Source organism: Chitinophaga sp. S165, from assembly GCF_003182155.1.
Lineage (GTDB): Bacteria > Bacteroidota > Bacteroidia > Chitinophagales > Chitinophagaceae > Chitinophaga.
The window spans coordinates 940113-957877 of the sequence record NZ_QGTG01000001.1; the positions used below are offsets into that span (position 1 = coordinate 940113).

Below are 17765 nucleotides of genomic sequence, written 5' to 3' on the forward strand. Positions count from 1 at the left end.
ATCATACATGCATCTTATTCCAACTATTCCGGGAGGATGGAACCCTAATGGTGAAGGGGTCTTCCATATACAACAGCAGCCTGGCGATATCATCTTCCTGTCTGCAGCCGATACAGAGATACATTCCCTGAACAATGCGTACCGGGAACTGTATGGACCTGCAGCAGGGGCTTCCTCCCTGCCGTCCCTGCGTATTGCCAACCTCGTGTACCTGAAACAGGAACTGACGATCGACAAATACGTAGAGGAAGTGATCGGTGAAGCTAAACTGGTCATATGCCGGTTCCTGGGTGGTAAGAACTACTACCCCTACCTGTTCGAAGCAGTCAGTATTGCCTGTGAGCTGAAGAAGATCCCTGTTCTGTTCCTCCCGGGATATGATGTACCTGATATTGAATTGTTGAACAGTTCTACAGCCGATCTCAATATTGCAGATACTGTCTGGAAATACCTTTGTGCAGGCGGCAGGCGAAACCACCTGCAATGCCTGCAATATCTCTTTCACACTTTCTTCCGGCTTCCATATACATTTGAAGCGCCGCAACGGCTACCGGACCTGTTCCTGTTCCATCCCGAAAGAGGGCTTATCCTGCCGGGAGAAGAACATACCATCATTCCACAGGATGTACGTTCCGGAAATGCAGTCATCCTTGTATACCAGACGCACTACCTGGCCGACAACCTGGAGCCGGTATATTATCTTGCAACAGCACTTGAAAAACAAGGTATCAATCCGGTCATTGCCTTTGCAAGTAATCTTCGCGACCTGAGCACCTGCGATGAGCTATATCACCTGCTGAACAAGATAGGTGCATCCTTAGATGTGATTATCAATACCACCAGCTTCTCCATTAAATCATTGCTGGATGCTACAGATGATCAGTTCATCTTCAGCAAACTGAATATACCTGTTATTCAGGCCATCTTCGCATCCTGTACAAAAGAGATCTGGCAGGAAAACCTCTTTGGCCTGACACCGGCAGATGTAGCGATGAACATTGCCCTCCCCGAAATAGACGGGAGGATCATCACTACGGCAGTTTCGTTTAAGTCTTCATTAGGAAGAGATGCACTCACTGATTCGGACATTCTTAAATATACCACACACGAAGAAGGCTGCGACTTTGTAATAGAATTTGCGAAACGATGGATAAGTCTCAGGCGTAAAGAGAATGGCGACAAGCACATTGCCCTGATCATGCCCAACTATCCCAATAAGGATAGCCGTCTTGCCAATGGTGTGGGACTCGATACCCCGGCCAGTATTATAGAGATCCTCCATGCGCTGAAAGCAGCTGGTTATGATACGGGAGAACTCGTACCTACCGACAGCGCCGAACTCATTGAACTGATCACTCATTACATCACCAACGATACAGATACTGCCTTATACAGGCCTTACCAGGTGAGCCTGAAGATTGAACAATTCAATCAGCATTATAACGCCCTCTCTCCGCTGCTGAAACAGAAGATTGAACAGCAATGGGGCCTGCCTGAAGATTCACCTAACTATAATGCAGATGAATTCATTATTCCGGGTTTTTTACTGAGTAATATCTTTGTCAGCATTCAACCTGCCCGTGGTTACAATCAGGACGTTAAAGCCATTTACCATTCTCCCGATCTGCCGCCTACCTATGCTTATCTCGCTTATTATTTCTGGGTGAATAACGTATTTGGTGCTGACGCAGTCGTACACGTAGGCAAACACGGAAACCTTGAATGGCTGCCTGGTAAAAGTGTGGCATTAAGCAGAGAGACCTGTTTCCCTGCAGTATTGTTAAATCCAATTCCGCATTTCTACCCCTTTATTATTAATGATCCTGGTGAAGGCACGCAGGCAAAGAGAAGAAATCACGCTATCATTATAGATCACCTGATACCCCCCATGACAAGGGCGGAAAGTTATGGCGTGCTGACTAAGCTGGAACACCTGATCGATGAGTATTACGATGCTTACAGTATTGACCCCAAACGAACAGCCGTCATCAAAACACAGATCACGCAACTGGTACGGGAAGCCAATCTGGAAGCTGACCTGCAATCGTCTGTGAAGGACATCGACGAACTGCTCGTTAAACTGGACGGCTATCTTTGTGAACTAAAAGAAGCGCAGATCAGGGACGGTCTGCACATTCTTGGTAAAGCTCCGGAAGGAGAACAACTGACAGACCTGGTCGTAGCATTACACCGTGTACCTGCCGTGGGTAACATAGGCATCACACAGGCTATTGCCCGGAGTCTGGAACTATCATTCGATCCTTTGAACTGTGATTATCAGTCGTCGTTTGCAGCAGACGGGCAGCATGCCGTATTTGCAGCTTGCAGGATAAATGGAGATGTGGTTGAAGTACTCGAGCAACTGGCTAAAACATGGACAACCCAACTACTTAACGACACTACTGAGCTTCCGGCACTTCTTCCCGATGGCAAACAGTATCCGCTCATTGTCGAATACGGCAGCCTGATTCTTAACAATACACTACCAAAAATAAAAAATACCCGTGGAGAGATCACGAATCTTCTACAAGGCCTGAATGGCAGCTATGTCCCATCGGGCAGTTCCGGCGCGCCTACACGGGGAAGGCTGGACGTATTACCTACAGGGCGTAATTTCTATTCTGTAGATGTACGTGCCATCCCCACACAAACTGCATACAGCCTCGGAGTAAAAAGTGCTAACCTCATCATTGACCGCTATTTACAGGAACATGGCGACTATCCAGAATCAATAGGTCTCTCAGTATGGGGCACTTCCACTATGCGCACCGGCGGTGACGACATTGCACAGGCGCTGGCGCTGATGGGCGTAAAACCTGTATGGCAAACCGCCAACAGGCGGGTAAGTGATTTCGAGATCATTCCGCTGATCACTCTGCGCCGCCCTAGAGTAGACGTCATGCTGAGAATATCCGGCTTCTTCAGAGATGCTTTTCCTGATGTTATTTCTCTCTTTAACGCTGCCGTAGAGAAGGTAGCTCAATTGGACGAACCATTCGAGCAGAACCCCGTTAGAAAACGTTTCCTCAAAGAGAAACAGGAATGGCAGTCCAAAGGACTGGATGAGGAAAAAGCATATAAGCGTGCTTTATTCAGAGTGTTCGGTTCCAAACCCGGTGCTTATGGAGCGGGTTTGCAGGCCGTGATCGATGAAAAGAACTGGCAATCAAGAGAAGACCTGGCGAAGGTATATATCAACTGGAGCGGTTACGCCTATGGTGCTGACCGTATCGGTGAATCAGCACACGAAGTGTTTGAAAAACGCTTGTCAGACATCCAGGTGGTGATGCATAACCAGGACAACAGAGAACACGACATCCTCGATTCCGACGACTATTACCAGTTCCAGGGAGGACTGGCCAATGCTGTACAGACCATCAAAGGAGAACAACCTTCTATCTATTTCGGAGATAACGCCCGTCCGGAAAACCCCAAAGTGAAGACGTTAAAAGACGAGTTGCTGAAAGTATACCGGTCCCGTGTAGTCAATCCTAAATGGATCGCCGGAGTAAAACGTCATGGATATAAGGGAGCGTTTGAAATGGCCGCTACCATGGATTACCTGTTTGCTTACGACGCTACGACCGACCTGGTGGACGACTTCATGTATGAAGGCATCACACAGGCATATCTCTTCGACGATGACAACAGGCAGTTCATTGAACAGGTCAATCCCTGGGCACTGAAAGATATGACCGAACGTATGCTGGAAGCTATCCAGCGGGGGATGTGGAAACATCCGGAGAGAGAAACGCTGGAACGCCTGCAACAACTATTTATAGATCAGGAATGATCAACAGTCTATCGGTGAAGTGTCAATGTCATACTTAGACACTGGCACTTCATCATTCAGCTTCTCTCCATCTACGCCAGGTATTCCTTCGTTATCCGGATTCGAATAAATAACAACTGTCCTCGGATTGTCTTTTATGTTTAAGTACTTCCTCGGATTAATTCTTGCGATCTGATCAAAATCTTCCTCCGATAATCCGCCCATCATATCAGCCACCATGTTCTTATCTGACTTATGATTTCTTACAACAAAAAAGTCAGTACCATACAACACTTTTTCTCTCAGACGTTTGTTCTGCAATGTTTCTTTCAGCAAAGGCAGAATGGCGGCATCGTTATGGAGAATATAACTGATATCTGCGTATACGTTCTTATACTGCAACATCATGCTGCAAATAATAGAGTACCAGTCTGTGTAACGCCAGATCTGTTCAGGCTTGCCCGGAGAAGGCTCCCCGTCCAGTCTTGTAAAGAACTGAATACCTTCATCAGGATGTTTGATCAACTGGCTGCTGTAATTATATCTGTCCTTTTCAAAATACCGGCACCATTCGTCATCACCACCGAAATGCCCCAGGCAGATCTTCAGTGCGCTCAGGTCCTGCGTTAAGCCGGTATCTGAATATCCAAAAAGGGCTTTCACACGTGCTATTTCCTCCTGACTGGATACTTTTTTTAACACATCTCCACCTAATAACTTTTGCAGCTGTCCTTTGTCCAGTAAACAAAGAAAATTCATCGGATGAGTGAAATTGCAGCTGAAATCCATGTTCTTCGTTTGCGAAAGGACCAGCGGAACATATTCACTTTTTAGACTATCATGTGTCTCCCTTTGCTCATCTGTTTCAAATCCATCCTTTACATCTTCATTATCATCACTCTCCCCTCCCATCGCTTGCTCGAATACCGGATGCTCATACCATTCCGTTTTCTTCCTGCCCCTGTAAAAGATAGTGCCTCTGATACAATGTGTAAGTATCGGAATGTTATTGTCTGCCGCATACTTCCATAATGGAAGCAGTTTAATATCAAATGGAAAATAACCCAGTGCAGGATAGATCTTGATACCGCTGAATTGTCTTTCCTCCAGGTATTCCCTGATAAAACAATCTTCCAGAACAACCTTATCACCTTCCTGTCTCCACTCAAAAAAAGGCTTATCTCCTTTTACAGATCGCTTTTCTTCAGCTACAGGCACACACCTCCTGGGATCAACAAAAACAAAAGGAAAGAACGTCTTTTTGTTCCTTTTCTTTTCCTTCATCTCTGCCAGCTCCTGCATCTGATCACGATAACGTACACGGCTCTCCCCGGCTGCCATATAATCCATATCCATCGGTAGTACAACAAAACCTGTCCCCTCCGGATACTGGGATTTCAGCTTAGAAAAGATCCGGGACTGCTGCCTGTGAAATGCATACCGGCCTATATTTACATAACGCCCGATCATCTCTCTGGTCTGCTTACCTGGCAACATAGCTACAAACTTCTTTAGCCCGCTGCTCATCCAGATAACAAGGTTCCTGATAGATGGGAAGAACAATAAAACAAATACAACAAAACAGCCTTGTAAAAATGTCCCTTTTATTGGCAACATAAAGGGTGCGAGCCATGCATACAGCTGGTCCGTTAATGACGACAACCAGTTTCCTTCAGGCAATACTGCCGGCAGCAGTTCATTTAACAAATAAAGTGTCTGAAAGAAAAGGTAGTATTCAAAGATGGTATTGAACGGCCAGCATTTATTGTAGACACGGTTCACAGCGGTAAAACCTCTACGAAGCTTTTTGAACCAATACGTATACGGGATTCTTGCAGGCCCTCTGTACCACCACCGGAAAAAACCTACGATCAGTTTAAGTGAAATAAGGTAGTGAAGCGGTTCCGGTACAAAAGTGCGCGCTAGAAAAGGAGGCACATGATCTCCCGTGAAAACATGCGTATGGCAATTGATGATGGGGTGTTTTTCATCCTGCATGACAATCTTTTTATGGGGTCCCTAAATAAGCAATATAAAGGTATTTCTATCCACAGAAAATACAAACTACTTTGTATCTTCTGCTGGCGTTCAGTTATATATGTTTTATCCTGTATTTAAAATTCATTTTGACAGCTCAAAAAAAAGTCTTTAACTTTAAAAGACCTCGAATTGACCGACGAGAATTAAGATACTATTACAAAGCAGACAAAATAACTATTACAGAACAAGTCATGTGAACCGCAGTATTGCAGGTTAAGGTTGCTATTTTTTTTATTCCACACCAACTCACCATTATCCTAAACACCACTGCTCATGCAACGTAATTTTCAACGTTACCTCGGCCCCGTATTCAAAAGAGCACAACTCAATCAACTCAGAACGGAAGCTTTAAGGTCGGCCCAGTTTGAAGGAAAAGGTATCCAGTCCATGGAATATTCCGCCTTCGAAATTGATGAAGTCCCTATTGTTATTCCTCCGGAATTTAACGGAAAAGACTATGTTTCATTCCTCTTATGCATCGATGCGGAGATCGAGCATGGCCTGATGCTACAGTACCTCTATGCAGCCTACAGTCTCGGCGGACCACAGATCCCACCCGACTACCAGGACCAGATCCGTGGTGCACAGGAAGTCATCCTGGGTATTGCAAAAGAAGAAATGGGACACTTTATTTCCGTACAGAATGTATTAAAACTGATCGGCGCCCCTTTACATTTCGAAAGACAGGACTATCCCTGGGATACGCCCTTCTATCCTTTCCCATTCAAACTGGAACCGCTCACCCTGCAATCGCTGGCAAAATATGTGTACGCAGAAGCGCCACAGAGCTGGCTGGACAGCGATGATGCAGATGCCCGGAAGATCGTCAAGATGGTAAAAGATGAAGTACCGCACCCAAATACAGTGGGCGCCCTGTTTGAAGTGCTTCGCAAACTGATCAATGATCCTACCGTTATTCCTGACGATGCCTTCCAGGCGGATACTTATCCTCAACAGGCCAAGTTTGACGAATGGGGCCGCGGCTACCAGGGCGGACAACGCGGTAATGCAACGGGTGCAGGTATGGCTGGCGCTCCCGATGTATTGGTCATGCCATTGGCCAGCAGAGATGATGCCTATAACGCCGTTACCGAAATAGCAGAGCAAGGTGAAGCCGCCACCGCACCGGATAGTGATTCACCATCACACTTTGAGCGCTTCCTTAAAATATTCCAGCTGCTTGAAGGAATATCGAACACGCCCGGTGTTAACTGGTCCTTCTCACGTAACCTGGCAGTCAATCCGGAGATACTTTCCAACACAGACGATCCGGAATCATCCCCTTCTGAAGGACAGATAGCAGATGAAGAAGTAGACGTCATCACAAATGTAGAAGCGCAGAACTGGGGACACCTGTTCAATATCCGCTACCGCATGCTGCTGAATTTCCTCACGCATAGCTTTGTGCTGGACAATGGTTACAACAATGTGGGCGCTATTTCTCCGCGTGGTATGATCATCAACTCCACCTTCGGTGAGATGTACAACCTGCGTAGCATTGCATCAGTAATGGTGCAGATACCACTGCTTGAAAATCCTGGTCCTATTGACGAAAACACCAAATTCGCAGGCCCTCCGTTCCTCGTGCCTTATAGCCTGCAACTCCCCACAGGAGAGCATAACAGGTGGCGTGCACACCAGGACCTCATAGAAGCGTCAGACCCTATTATCCGTACGCTATTGAATCAGGTGAAGCCCCATAATCAACGCTACCTCTATTCGCTTCTTGAAGCAGACGCGAAACTGTTACAGGTAATCCAGGAACTCACAGCAGCCTGCAGCTGTACTACTAACCAGTAAAACCTACGTTATGCAAACGCAAATCAAAGAAATCCGTATCCTTCCCCCAATAGCTATAGGCCGTCTCGGCGCATCTCCGACACCAGTGGACGCATATGACCTGGTCATTCCTGACGATAAACCACTTGGCTTCCGGCAGATAGTACCACAGAAATCATTAACCGTCAACTTTGGCGATCACACTGTCAGTGCTACTGTACCCGACCAGATCATTTTCAAGGAAGCTCCAATCGGCGATTATCCAAACGGTTATATCCGTCCCGTAGCGCCCTTCCTGGAACTCTTTGCCATTACGACCGATAATCCTGATATGCTCGTTCCGCTTACCCTGGACTTGCTCGGAAAGGCCGGCCTTTCACTAAAAAACGTCAAGTGGTCAATCACGCTGGGTAACCTGAAGATCTTCCGCAGAACAGGTGATCCAAAGGATAAGATCACCGTCACCCAAGACATTCCGGATACCTATCCATACCAGCTGAATGCAACGTGTGAGCATTTCTACGCAGGGCAATCACTACACCTGGGCTCAGTCCAGTTTATTCAGCCTTCAGAGGATTTCCCGGGATTAAGGCTCCGCTTTACACCAGCTGCTGGCAATGTATATGGCTCATCTAAACTGAGAAAAGAAAGTGAAGATGCAGATCCTACCACCGACCCGATCATCACCAAAGACAGTCAGGTAATATATAATTCCACCTCCGGCAACGGGACCTGGCAGGGATATACCGAGTCAGGCGATTTCAATCCTACATACACCATGCCTGCACAGATCTTTGCCGGTTATGGTACGTCAAAGGGCGAGCAGGTAAGCTGGGGCTACCTGGATGACGAATGCGATGGTATCGTCACCGCCTATCTGAAACAAAGCGACAACGATAATAATCCACTCACGGCTACCGCACACGTAGTGGCGGGGCCTCCCGCATATGCGCCCGATATACTGCCTATCCGTGCCGTATCTGATGAACTGGAACAGATCATCAAAGGTACCGCGCCCGATAAGGAAGTGCCTATCGAAGTAGCCGAAGAAGTGGTGCGCCGCGCCTTCGAGTCCATTACGCTCATGAACACGGCTGTCATGAACGGTAACCCCATCAATGGCAGGGAGAATGTGGCCAGTACAATGGTAAGACAGGATACCAATGATTTTGGACGCCTGTATGAGCCTATTATGGCAAGTTCCATAGTAGACAACCTGGCCCTTCGTACCCTGCATGAAAGAGTATTTAACGGACTAAGCACCGGCGCTGCTACCTGGTTTGCATCAGCGCTCCGGCAACCTAACATGATCGGCGATCTCTCCGACACGGAACGCCGCAAAATGCCTGGCCTGATGCGTGGTGCGGACGGCAGAGGCCTTACGCTGACCCACAGGATGATCAACAACGTTATCCAGGCAGCCGCCAATGCCATGTTCCAGAATAATGAAGACGGCACTTCGGAAGCTCCTCTGCCCCCACCGCCGCCACCTGTTCCCGGTCAGCCGATAAAAGCGGACGACCTCATTGCACAGTTACATTACCGTGGCGAAGGCAATCCCTACAGCGTGCTGTCAAGGGCCGCTATATCCAATTGCTTCCCGGGACTTGAATTCGACTTCAGGAACTTATGGCGGCATACTTTCGTCAACCTCACCATGAGTGAAAATGATAATTATGTGCTTGACGATGCTACCGGCAACAACCTGAAAGGCCGCCGCCTCGTAGCTGTAAATAATCAACCTACTATGGTGGCCGGTGTAGGACCTGTATTCCCTGGCGGAGACAGTGTACCGCTTCAGACTAAAGACAATCCCAATGGTGCAGCCTTCATGGAATGGTCTAACCTCATCGCAGGTTTTAATCTGCAGCCGGGACAAACCGCGAACGTACAGTTCACTGCCGGAGAAGCCACGCTGCCCGTACTGGTGACAGTAAAAGACCTGGAGGACAAAACAAAATATCCGGAGTTCACACTTACCGTCAATGGCTTCATGACGCCTAATACGGCTGCATTATCTCCTACCATCGTTTCTCCCGGAGAATTAACGCACGGTCTCTGCGCTCCCTGGCAGAACGATTACAGGGAATGCGCCTGCTATTATTGGGCCGCCAGCCGCCCTGATTATGTGAATGTGGTACCGGGCGAGAATGGCCTCAGTAAAGGTGATATGTGGCTGGCTAAACGGCGTACAGGAAATTATGTTCCCGACAACCGTACCGACTCCCGTCTCTTCTCCTATGATGACCTTTTCAGGGACTGGCAGGGAGAACTCAGTTTCATTATCAATGGACGTGATGCAACAGCTTCTCCGTCAACCTCCGGGCAACAGGGAAATAGTATTGCCGAAGGCAATGAAAAAGCAACTAAGCCTGGAACACAAACACATCCGAATCCTTCACTAATAGATAAATAATGTCCCCTGTTACAACACAGACAGGCACTGATTCACTGGCAGCAATTGCCAGTGAATTAGCTGCCCGTATCAATATGGGATCTGCGCCGCGATCTCCGCAGGTCCACCTGATACCTACCGCCGGTAATACCCACTTGTTCATTACCAATGGCAGCCGTTTGTATAATATGTCGCCCGCCATTGAAGCACGTATAGAACAGCTGCTGCAACAACAGGACGAAGAAGGCATCACCAGGGAGCTGATCTCCCTCGGTCTTGATATGCCAGTGCTTATTAACGACGAACCTTTAAAGAACCCTAAAACATATGCATTATCGTTAGCCATCGCCCAGAAATGTAACATGGGCTGTACATACTGTTATGCCGACCAGGGCGATTTTGGCGGACCAATGAAGAACATGTCTGCCGATACTGCCAGACAATCCATTGATCTCCTCCTGAAAGATTGTGATCCCGGCAGTAAAGTACAGGTCACCTTCCTGGGTGGTGAACCGCTCATCAACAGGAAAGCATTAAGAGAAACCACACAGTACGCTTTTGAACAGGGCCGCAGCAAAGATGTACAGGTCAATTTCTCGCTGACCACTAACGGAACGCTCTTAAAAGAAGATGATGCCGCTTTTTTTGAAGAATACGGTTTTGCAGTCACCATTAGCCTCGATGGTATCGGGGAACAACATGACCGTCTTCGTCCTTTAAAGAACGGGGCTGGCACCTACCGGCAGATCATCGAAAAGATCCGGCCATTGCTGACTATGCAACGCAGGATGCAGGTGTCTGCCAGGGTAACCGTTACTCCTGCCAATATGGACCTCGCAAAAACCTTACAGGAATTCATTGACATGGGCTTCCACAGTATCGGCTTCTCGCCGCTGTTACGCTCAAGCAGCGGAAAAGGCGAGATGTCTAAAGAAGACCTTGAACAGATGCTACAAGGCATGATCGAATGCGGACTGCTTTTCGAGCAGCACGTCATCACCGGCAAACGCTTTCCTTTCCTCAACATGGTCAATGCCCTGAAAGAAATTGCGAAAGGCACCCACAGGCCCTATCCCTGTGGTGCAGGTGCAGGTTATATGGGCGTTTCGGCGGACGGCGAGTTATCTGCCTGCCACCGTTTTGTGAACGAACCAGCAGGCCGCATGGGCGATCTTGTTAACGGAATAAATCCTACCTTACAGAACAACTGGCTGGCGTCAAGGCACGTCCATAACCAGGAGCCCTGTCACCAGTGCTGGGCCAGGTATCTTTGCGGTGGCGGTTGTCATCATGAAGTGCTCGAAAAAGGCCGTACTGCCTGTGACTATATCCGTGGCTGGCTGCATTACACCATGCAGGCCCACGAGAGGATCGCCCGGATGGCGCCCCATTGGTACAAGTAGCTATTCAACATATTATGACCCCGCAACACACAACTGACGTGCTTATCATTGGAGCTGGCCCCGCAGGTACCTGCGCTGCTTTACGCCTGCTCTCCCTCGGCCATAAAGTGGCGCTGACAGAAAGTGAGCCCTTTCCCCGGCCACAGATCGGTGAATCCCTTTCTCCAGGTATCCGGAACATCTTCGATTACCTGGAAGCTTCCCATCTGCTCAACCAACGGAATTACCTTCATCAGCTCAACGCACAGGTGATATGGGACACAACGGCCGTACAAACCTTCAGTGCCGCACAACGTGGTCCGGGCATCATGGTCGACAGGGGATTGCTTGACAAAGACCTGCTCTCCCTGGCAGTAGAACGGGGATTACAACTTTATCAGCCTGCACGTTTTGAATCCTGCCGGCAAACAGATACCGGCTGGCAATCACAACTCCGCCAGGAAACACAACTCCTTACCATCAATAGCAGATTCATACTCGACGCCCGTGGCCGCCGGGGCAACAGTATGCAGGACAGGGTGCTTACCGCTCCCCCTACAGTGGCAATATGGGGCCATTTACCGGCACATCTCATGCCGGGTGATACACTGATCGAGGCGACAAAAAAAGGCTGGATATGGGGCTCTCCTACGCCTGACAGACAGTTCAGGACAATTACCTTCATCGATCCGAAGGAATTAAAAGGCAACACGGTCTCCCTCACGTTCAGTAACGTACTGTCAGAAAGCCGTTTATTCCAGGTGGTCCGCAATAACGGAATACAGGACCTGCAAACCTGTACGGTCTTTACATATGCGCACACTTCGCCCTGGCAGGATAATTACCTCCGTTTGGGCGAAGCCGCCTTCTCCCTCGATCCGCTTTCCTCCACCGGTGTAGAAAAAGCCATGCGCTTTTCCCTGCAGGCCGTCATTGCCATCAATACGATCCTGAAAACCGGTCAGACGAACCTTGCACAGGCTTTCTATGAAGATAACATGATCACCTCCGTTAGTAGTCATACCCACTGGACCAGCAACTACTATGCGCAGGCATGGCCGGGACAGGAACATGCTTTCTGGCGGGAAAGGTCTGTTCCCTTCATCGGTCAGCCCGATACAGCTACTGCATTCTACAACAGGCTGAAAGACAAATTCGCCGCACCTAAAGAAAAAGGCCCTGACAGGCAGATCAACGTACAGCAGGAACTGCAACGCCTCTGGCACGAACAGGTCCGTTTATCCCCTGCGCTGATCTTCAGGGAAACGCCTTGCGTAGTCGATGATATACTGCAACTCCGTACAGCCATTCAGCACCCTAACCTGGAAAGGGAAATAGCCTACCTGGAAACGGTGGAGATTTCTCCTTTGCTGTCAATGGCTCATAATATCACTACATTTGGCGATATTGTACAGGAGTGGAGCCGTCTGTTGCCTTTCGAACAGGCTGTCCGTATTGCCTTCTTTTTGTGGGATAAAGACATTCTTTGCGAAACAGCATCATGATGGTGTCCGGAAACGAACGTACTTTATGCTGAAACCGGACAACCAACAGCCTATCCATCCACACAACATACTGAATATAAAACCATTGGCTCGTGGCATTGACTTTGTTCGCCATGAATACACCCGTTATTTAAACATACCCGTATGTTCAGGAACTACTTCATCGTCGCTATCAGGAACCTGAGACGCAATCTTAACTATGCCTCCCTAAATATCATAGGGCTTACGTTAAGTATTGCCGCCTGTCTGATCATTTTTCTGATCACTAAGAATGAACTGACATTTGACGCCTACCATAAGAAGGCCGGCAGGACCTACCGTGTCACCATGAATGCACTGGACTTTAACCCCAGTGTATCCCTGGCCATCGCACCGGCTATGCGGACAGCCTTTCCTGAACTTGAGAACATCTCTCAGTACTGGTATCGCAGGAACGGACTCGTGAAAGTAGGTAACACCCGCTATAAACAGGACGAATACGCCTTCGCCGACCAATCATTTACAGACATATTTGATTACGAATGGATCTCCGGTAACCCGCAAACAGCACTCACAGCGCCCAATTCAGTGGTATTGACAGAAAGCATCGCCCGTAAATATTTTGGTGATCAGAACGCAATAGGCAAGACATTTCAGCTCGATAATAATTACCAGTTAACAGTCACCGGTATCATTAAAGACCTGCCACCCAATACCGGCATGACCTTTGGCTTTGTTGCCTCTTTTGCAACGATCGAGAAGGAAATGAAGCGGGCGATGAGCGAGTTCTATGCCATCGTAGGCGGTAATACATTCGTTGTCATTCCCGAAAACTACAACATCAGCAATATCGAAAAGCGCATGAAAGCTTTCGTGAGCCAGAACTGGGGTCCGAACATCGCAGCAGAAGCAAAGCTGCTGCTTCAACCATTGAAAGACATCCGGTTCGACCAGCGTTATATTCAAAGCGCTACCACTTCCCGCAATACTTACCGTGCACTCATTGCCATAGCAATCTTTATCATCGTTACTGCCTGTATCAATTTCATTAATCTGGCTACAGCACAGGCTATGAAACGGGCCAGGGAAACAAGCGTAAGAAAAGTACTGGGAGCGAACCGTTTCCAGCTTATACGTCAGTTCCTGGGAGAAACAAGCGTAATAGTTTTGCTCACCATCCTGCTGGGCCTCGTTGTCGCTTATCTTGCATTACCACAGGTTGCAACCTGGCTGGATATACGCATCGGCGTACAACAGTTGAATCAACCGCTGATATACGGACTACTCGCGGCACTGGCTCTCACCATCATACTACTGGCAGGCCTTTATCCGGCCTTTGTACAATCATCTTTTCAACCGGCTGTCAGTCTTAAGAGCGCAAGCGGTCATTCATCCGGTCATGCCTTAACCCTCCGTAAATCATTAGTGCTTGTGCAGTTCCTGGTATCCCAGGTGCTGATCATAGGCACACTTGTCGTGTCAAAACAAATGGATTTCTTTAAGAACGGCGATCTTGGCTTCAACAAAGAAGCCGTAGTTACTTTCTCCATCCCTGACAGGAACAAACGGATTGTACTTGAACAACAACTGAAAGACAATGCCGGCATTAAAGAAATGTCATTCTCTTCCGGTGCGCCTTCCTATAACCGTTCATTCGCTCCTTTCTCCTGCCCGGAAAAAGGTATTACCAAAGATGACGTCACTGAACTGAAGTTTGTAGATGAGCACTTCATGAAAATGTTTGACATGAAAATGTTGTCAGGCGAAGGCATCACGCCCGTGAAAGATGGTGATACCATTTACAGGGTCGTGGTTAACGAAGCGCTGATCCGTAAGCTCGGTGTGGTCCGTCCGGAAGATGCCGTTGGAATGAACATCATGTCCGGCGACGAAAAACTTGTTATCAAAGGAGTAATGCAGGACTTCCAGAGTGAATCCAAACACAAGGACAGGAGACCATGTATCTTCTTCAACGATCCGAAAGCTTTCGATATCGCCAGTGTAAGATTACATCCTAAGAACATGCCGGCCACTATCGCCAGGATAGAAAAAGGCTGGTCTACCCTCTTTCCGGATGATCTCTTTTCTTACGAATTCCTGGACGATCATATCGCCGCCATGTACAAACAGGAACAGAAGCTCTTTACTGCCTACAGGCTGTTCTCAGGTCTCGCTATCATTATCGGATGCCTGGGCCTATACGGCCTCGTAGCTTTTGCAGCAGTACAACGCAATAAAGAAATTGGTATCAGGAAAGTATTAGGCGCGTCCATTCCGGATATTGTCTTTCTGTTCGGTAAGGAATTTATTCTGCTGATAGCTTTGGCATTTCTCATAGCCACACCACTATCTTATTACCTGATGCACAACTGGCTGAACAACTTTGCCTATCATATTCCGTTATCACCCGGCATCTTTGTACTTGCCATTGGTTGCTCGGTGCTCATTGCGGCATTGACCATCGCACATCAATCTGTAAAAGCCGCGCTGGCCAATCCGTTAAAAAGTATTAAAACAGAATAATGTTGATCAGCAAAAGGAAAGCCGGCCTCTTAAACAGACCGGCTTTCAATGCCAATATCGTACGATGAACAACGATCTAATTCCGTTCGGATAATTCCTTCACTTTTTCGAGTGCCTTAGGCCAGGTCTCGGTGAAATAATCCTTAAACTCATCCACAAGATCTATATCGATCACGAGCTCTGTATGACCGTCCACATTCCTGAGCGTATAATTCTCGTGTGCGCCGGCCCACTTCTTTACTTCATCACTCACCTTGTCTTCAACACCGTCCGTTACAAACCCGAGGTGCTCTATCGACATGTACTCGTTAGGAATATTATCTGCTATCCTGGATATCATGCCGGAATTCTTGGCATCCAGGAACTGAACCTCGCTGCCTTTCTTCCAGTCAGTTTTCGCCCATGATCCCGGAGCGAAGACCGATGTCCATTCACGGTAAGAAGCATCATCCCACAGTACCTGCCACACCTTTTCCCGGGGTCCGTTGATTGTGATCTTGAATTCATGTTTTTCCATAACATGTGTTTTTTGCGTTTTGTACGTATGATTAATGGAAAGCTTGTTGCTATAACAAAGATGAATTTCTTTTCACTTTTACAGGCGGTGTAATTAAGACATTCTGAAGGGGTAAACAGGTCAGTCCGCAAGGCCCCTACAGCCCGGTACGATCAGTAACAACGAGGGCCTATTTACCTGTCGTCTGTACTACCTTCTGAATAGTCCCGTCTTCATTGTAGAACAATTTATCTACACAGATCGACCGCAGCCAGTCATGATGCGACAATGCGCTGTTATGGTAGAAAGCGTACCACTGACCTTTATACTCAACAATAGAACCATGGTTCGTATAACTGTCTGTCGGGTCCATATAGATCCCTTTGTATGTCCACGGACCTAAAGGACTATCGCTTGTAGCGTAACGCAACTGATTGTGTTTGCCATCTTTGTCATTGTTGTCGGAGTAAGACAGGTAGTACACGCCATCTTTTTTATGCACCCAGGTGGCCTCGTGGAAGTCCACCAGTCCTTCCATAGGCTGCATATCACCATCTATGCCCATCATGTCGTCCATCAGTTTACCACCTTTGCAAACACCGCCACCGCCATAGTAGAAGTAAGCCAGTCCGTCGTCGTCAACAAACACACATGGATCGATCATCGGTTCCAGGTCAGGCAGGAAGCCCTTTACGGTAAATCCGCCTGCCGGGCTGGTACTGGTAGCTACGCCGATCTTCCAGGTCTTATTCCACTCATCTCCGCTTGGATGAGGGAAGAAAAGATAATAGGTGCCTTTCCTGAACGCACAGTCAGGCGCCCACATAAAGCCGCCATCTTTTCTGCCCCAGGGAACCTGGCTCGCACGCAATATCTCACCATGGTCTTTCCAGTGTACCATATCATCAGTAGAGAAAACATGGTACTGGTCCATCAGGTCACAGCCTTTTGGCGGCGCAATATCATGAGATGCATAAACATATAATCGTCCGTCATTCCACACATGTGCCGAAGGATCGGCTGTGTAGATCTCCGTAATAAAAGGGTTCTGTTGTGCCGTGGATGAAGAGGCCGACAATACTACCGATAAAAGTGAAATGGAAAGAACGTACATCATCTTTCCCGTAAAACCTGAACGCGTGCGACTGATCTTTTGCATATTACTTAAAACTTGTATTATGGAACTTTAACTTCGATTATCTGCGAATAATTAAACTGCTTGTAACTATCGTCCACCCGTACCCCAACTCTCGCGTAGAACGTTCTGGCTGTCTTCAGGTTCGGTACGCGTATCTCAAATGTCCTTGCGGCAATGTCGTCTGACCAGCTGCTGTTGATATCGATCTTATTAGGATCGGTATACTGGCTGATTGTTGCTCCACTGCCCACATACTCGCTCGTATTTACGAAAGGCTTGACATCCAGTATCTTGGGTAAACCTGTTTCTACCGGTGCTGACAGCTTGAACCGCATGATCAGCGTAGTGCCCTCCAGTTCGTGCGTGAACTGTGTGATACGCAGATAAGGCGTCAATGTGAAATCCTGGGTGGTCGTTCCGTTAATGTCCACCTCAATTCCCGGTACCGGCCAGAAAGCACCGTTAACAGGCGTAACCCGGTAATGCCCGCTGAACAGTTTTGTATCTTCAAAAGTTCCGTCACTCCTGGAAGGGATGTACTGCGGAGTAGGTGTTGCGCTCCAGCTCAGCTCTTCCAGTCTGATCTGCACCCCGCCGGTTTCCGTCAGGAAATTCTCTTTGGAATCATTGTCCAGCAGCCTTCCTTTGAAGCCTGCATCCGGGCCGTCATAATTATCTTCCTTGGAACAGGAAAACATCGTTACGGCAGTAAGCAAGATAAACAATCCATTTATGATCTTTTGCATGGTCGTCGCT

The 17765-nt window shown here is 47.9% G+C and carries 10 protein-coding genes; 6 read left to right on the forward strand and 4 right to left on the reverse strand.

Translation table 11 applies throughout. From position 1 onward, the window contains the following. Window positions 1–7 precede the first annotated feature (7 nt). Complete coding sequence (gene cobN / locus C7475_RS03470; protein ID WP_110051089.1) at window positions 8–3793, forward strand: cobaltochelatase subunit CobN; 3786 nt, start codon at window positions 8–10, stop codon at window positions 3791–3793. On the opposite strand, the gene C7475_RS03475 is transcribed toward cobN, so the two are convergent. Next, window positions 3794–5770: an amidohydrolase family protein gene (locus C7475_RS03475; protein ID WP_110051092.1), complete on the reverse strand. Its 1977-nt coding sequence runs from the start codon at window positions 5768–5770 to the stop codon at window positions 3794–3796. A 315-nt stretch (window positions 5771–6085) separates the two neighbouring features. Between C7475_RS03475 and C7475_RS03480 the strand changes: the two genes are divergently transcribed. The 5 genes from C7475_RS03480 (at window position 6086) to C7475_RS03500 (ending at window position 15375) form a co-directional block, all read left to right on the forward strand. Next, entirely contained in the window at window positions 6086–7612 is a 1527-nt protein-coding gene (locus tag C7475_RS03480) for a ferritin-like protein (protein ID WP_110051094.1), read from the forward strand. Window positions 7613–7622: 10 nt separating this feature from the next. Next, window positions 7623–10007, forward strand: coding sequence for a hypothetical protein (locus C7475_RS03485; protein ID WP_110051096.1), 2385 nt, complete (start codon window positions 7623–7625; stop codon window positions 10005–10007). Beyond that, complete coding sequence (locus C7475_RS03490; protein WP_110051099.1) at window positions 10007–11389, forward strand: radical SAM/SPASM domain-containing protein; 1383 nt, start codon at window positions 10007–10009, stop codon at window positions 11387–11389. Before C7475_RS03485 ends, C7475_RS03490 begins: the two co-directional genes overlap by 1 nt. A gap of 14 nt (window positions 11390–11403) precedes the next feature. Beyond that, window positions 11404–12873, forward strand: a complete 1470-nt coding sequence (locus C7475_RS03495; protein ID WP_110051101.1) for an NAD(P)/FAD-dependent oxidoreductase — start codon at window positions 11404–11406, stop codon at window positions 12871–12873. 144 nt (window positions 12874–13017) lie between these two features. Then, window positions 13018–15375, forward strand: coding sequence for an ABC transporter permease (locus C7475_RS03500; RefSeq protein ID WP_110051103.1), 2358 nt, complete (start codon window positions 13018–13020; stop codon window positions 15373–15375). Between the two features lie 76 nt (window positions 15376–15451). Here C7475_RS03500 and C7475_RS03505 read toward each other — a convergent pair whose 3' ends face one another. The 3 genes from C7475_RS03505 to C7475_RS03515 all read right to left on the reverse strand — a co-directional run bounded on the left by C7475_RS03505 (window position 15452) and on the right by C7475_RS03515 (window position 17755). Then, entirely contained in the window at window positions 15452–15892 is a 441-nt protein-coding gene (locus tag C7475_RS03505; RefSeq protein ID WP_110051105.1) for an SRPBCC domain-containing protein, read from the reverse strand. A 169-nt stretch (window positions 15893–16061) separates the two neighbouring features. Continuing rightward, complete coding sequence (locus tag C7475_RS03510; protein WP_199236164.1) at window positions 16062–17030, reverse strand: family 43 glycosylhydrolase; 969 nt, start codon at window positions 17028–17030, stop codon at window positions 16062–16064. Between the two features lie 17 nt (window positions 17031–17047). Further along, on the reverse strand, window positions 17048–17755 hold the full coding sequence (locus C7475_RS03515; protein ID WP_110051107.1) for a DUF3823 domain-containing protein: 708 nt from the start codon (window positions 17753–17755) through the stop codon (window positions 17048–17050). Window positions 17756–17765 lie beyond the last annotated feature (10 nt).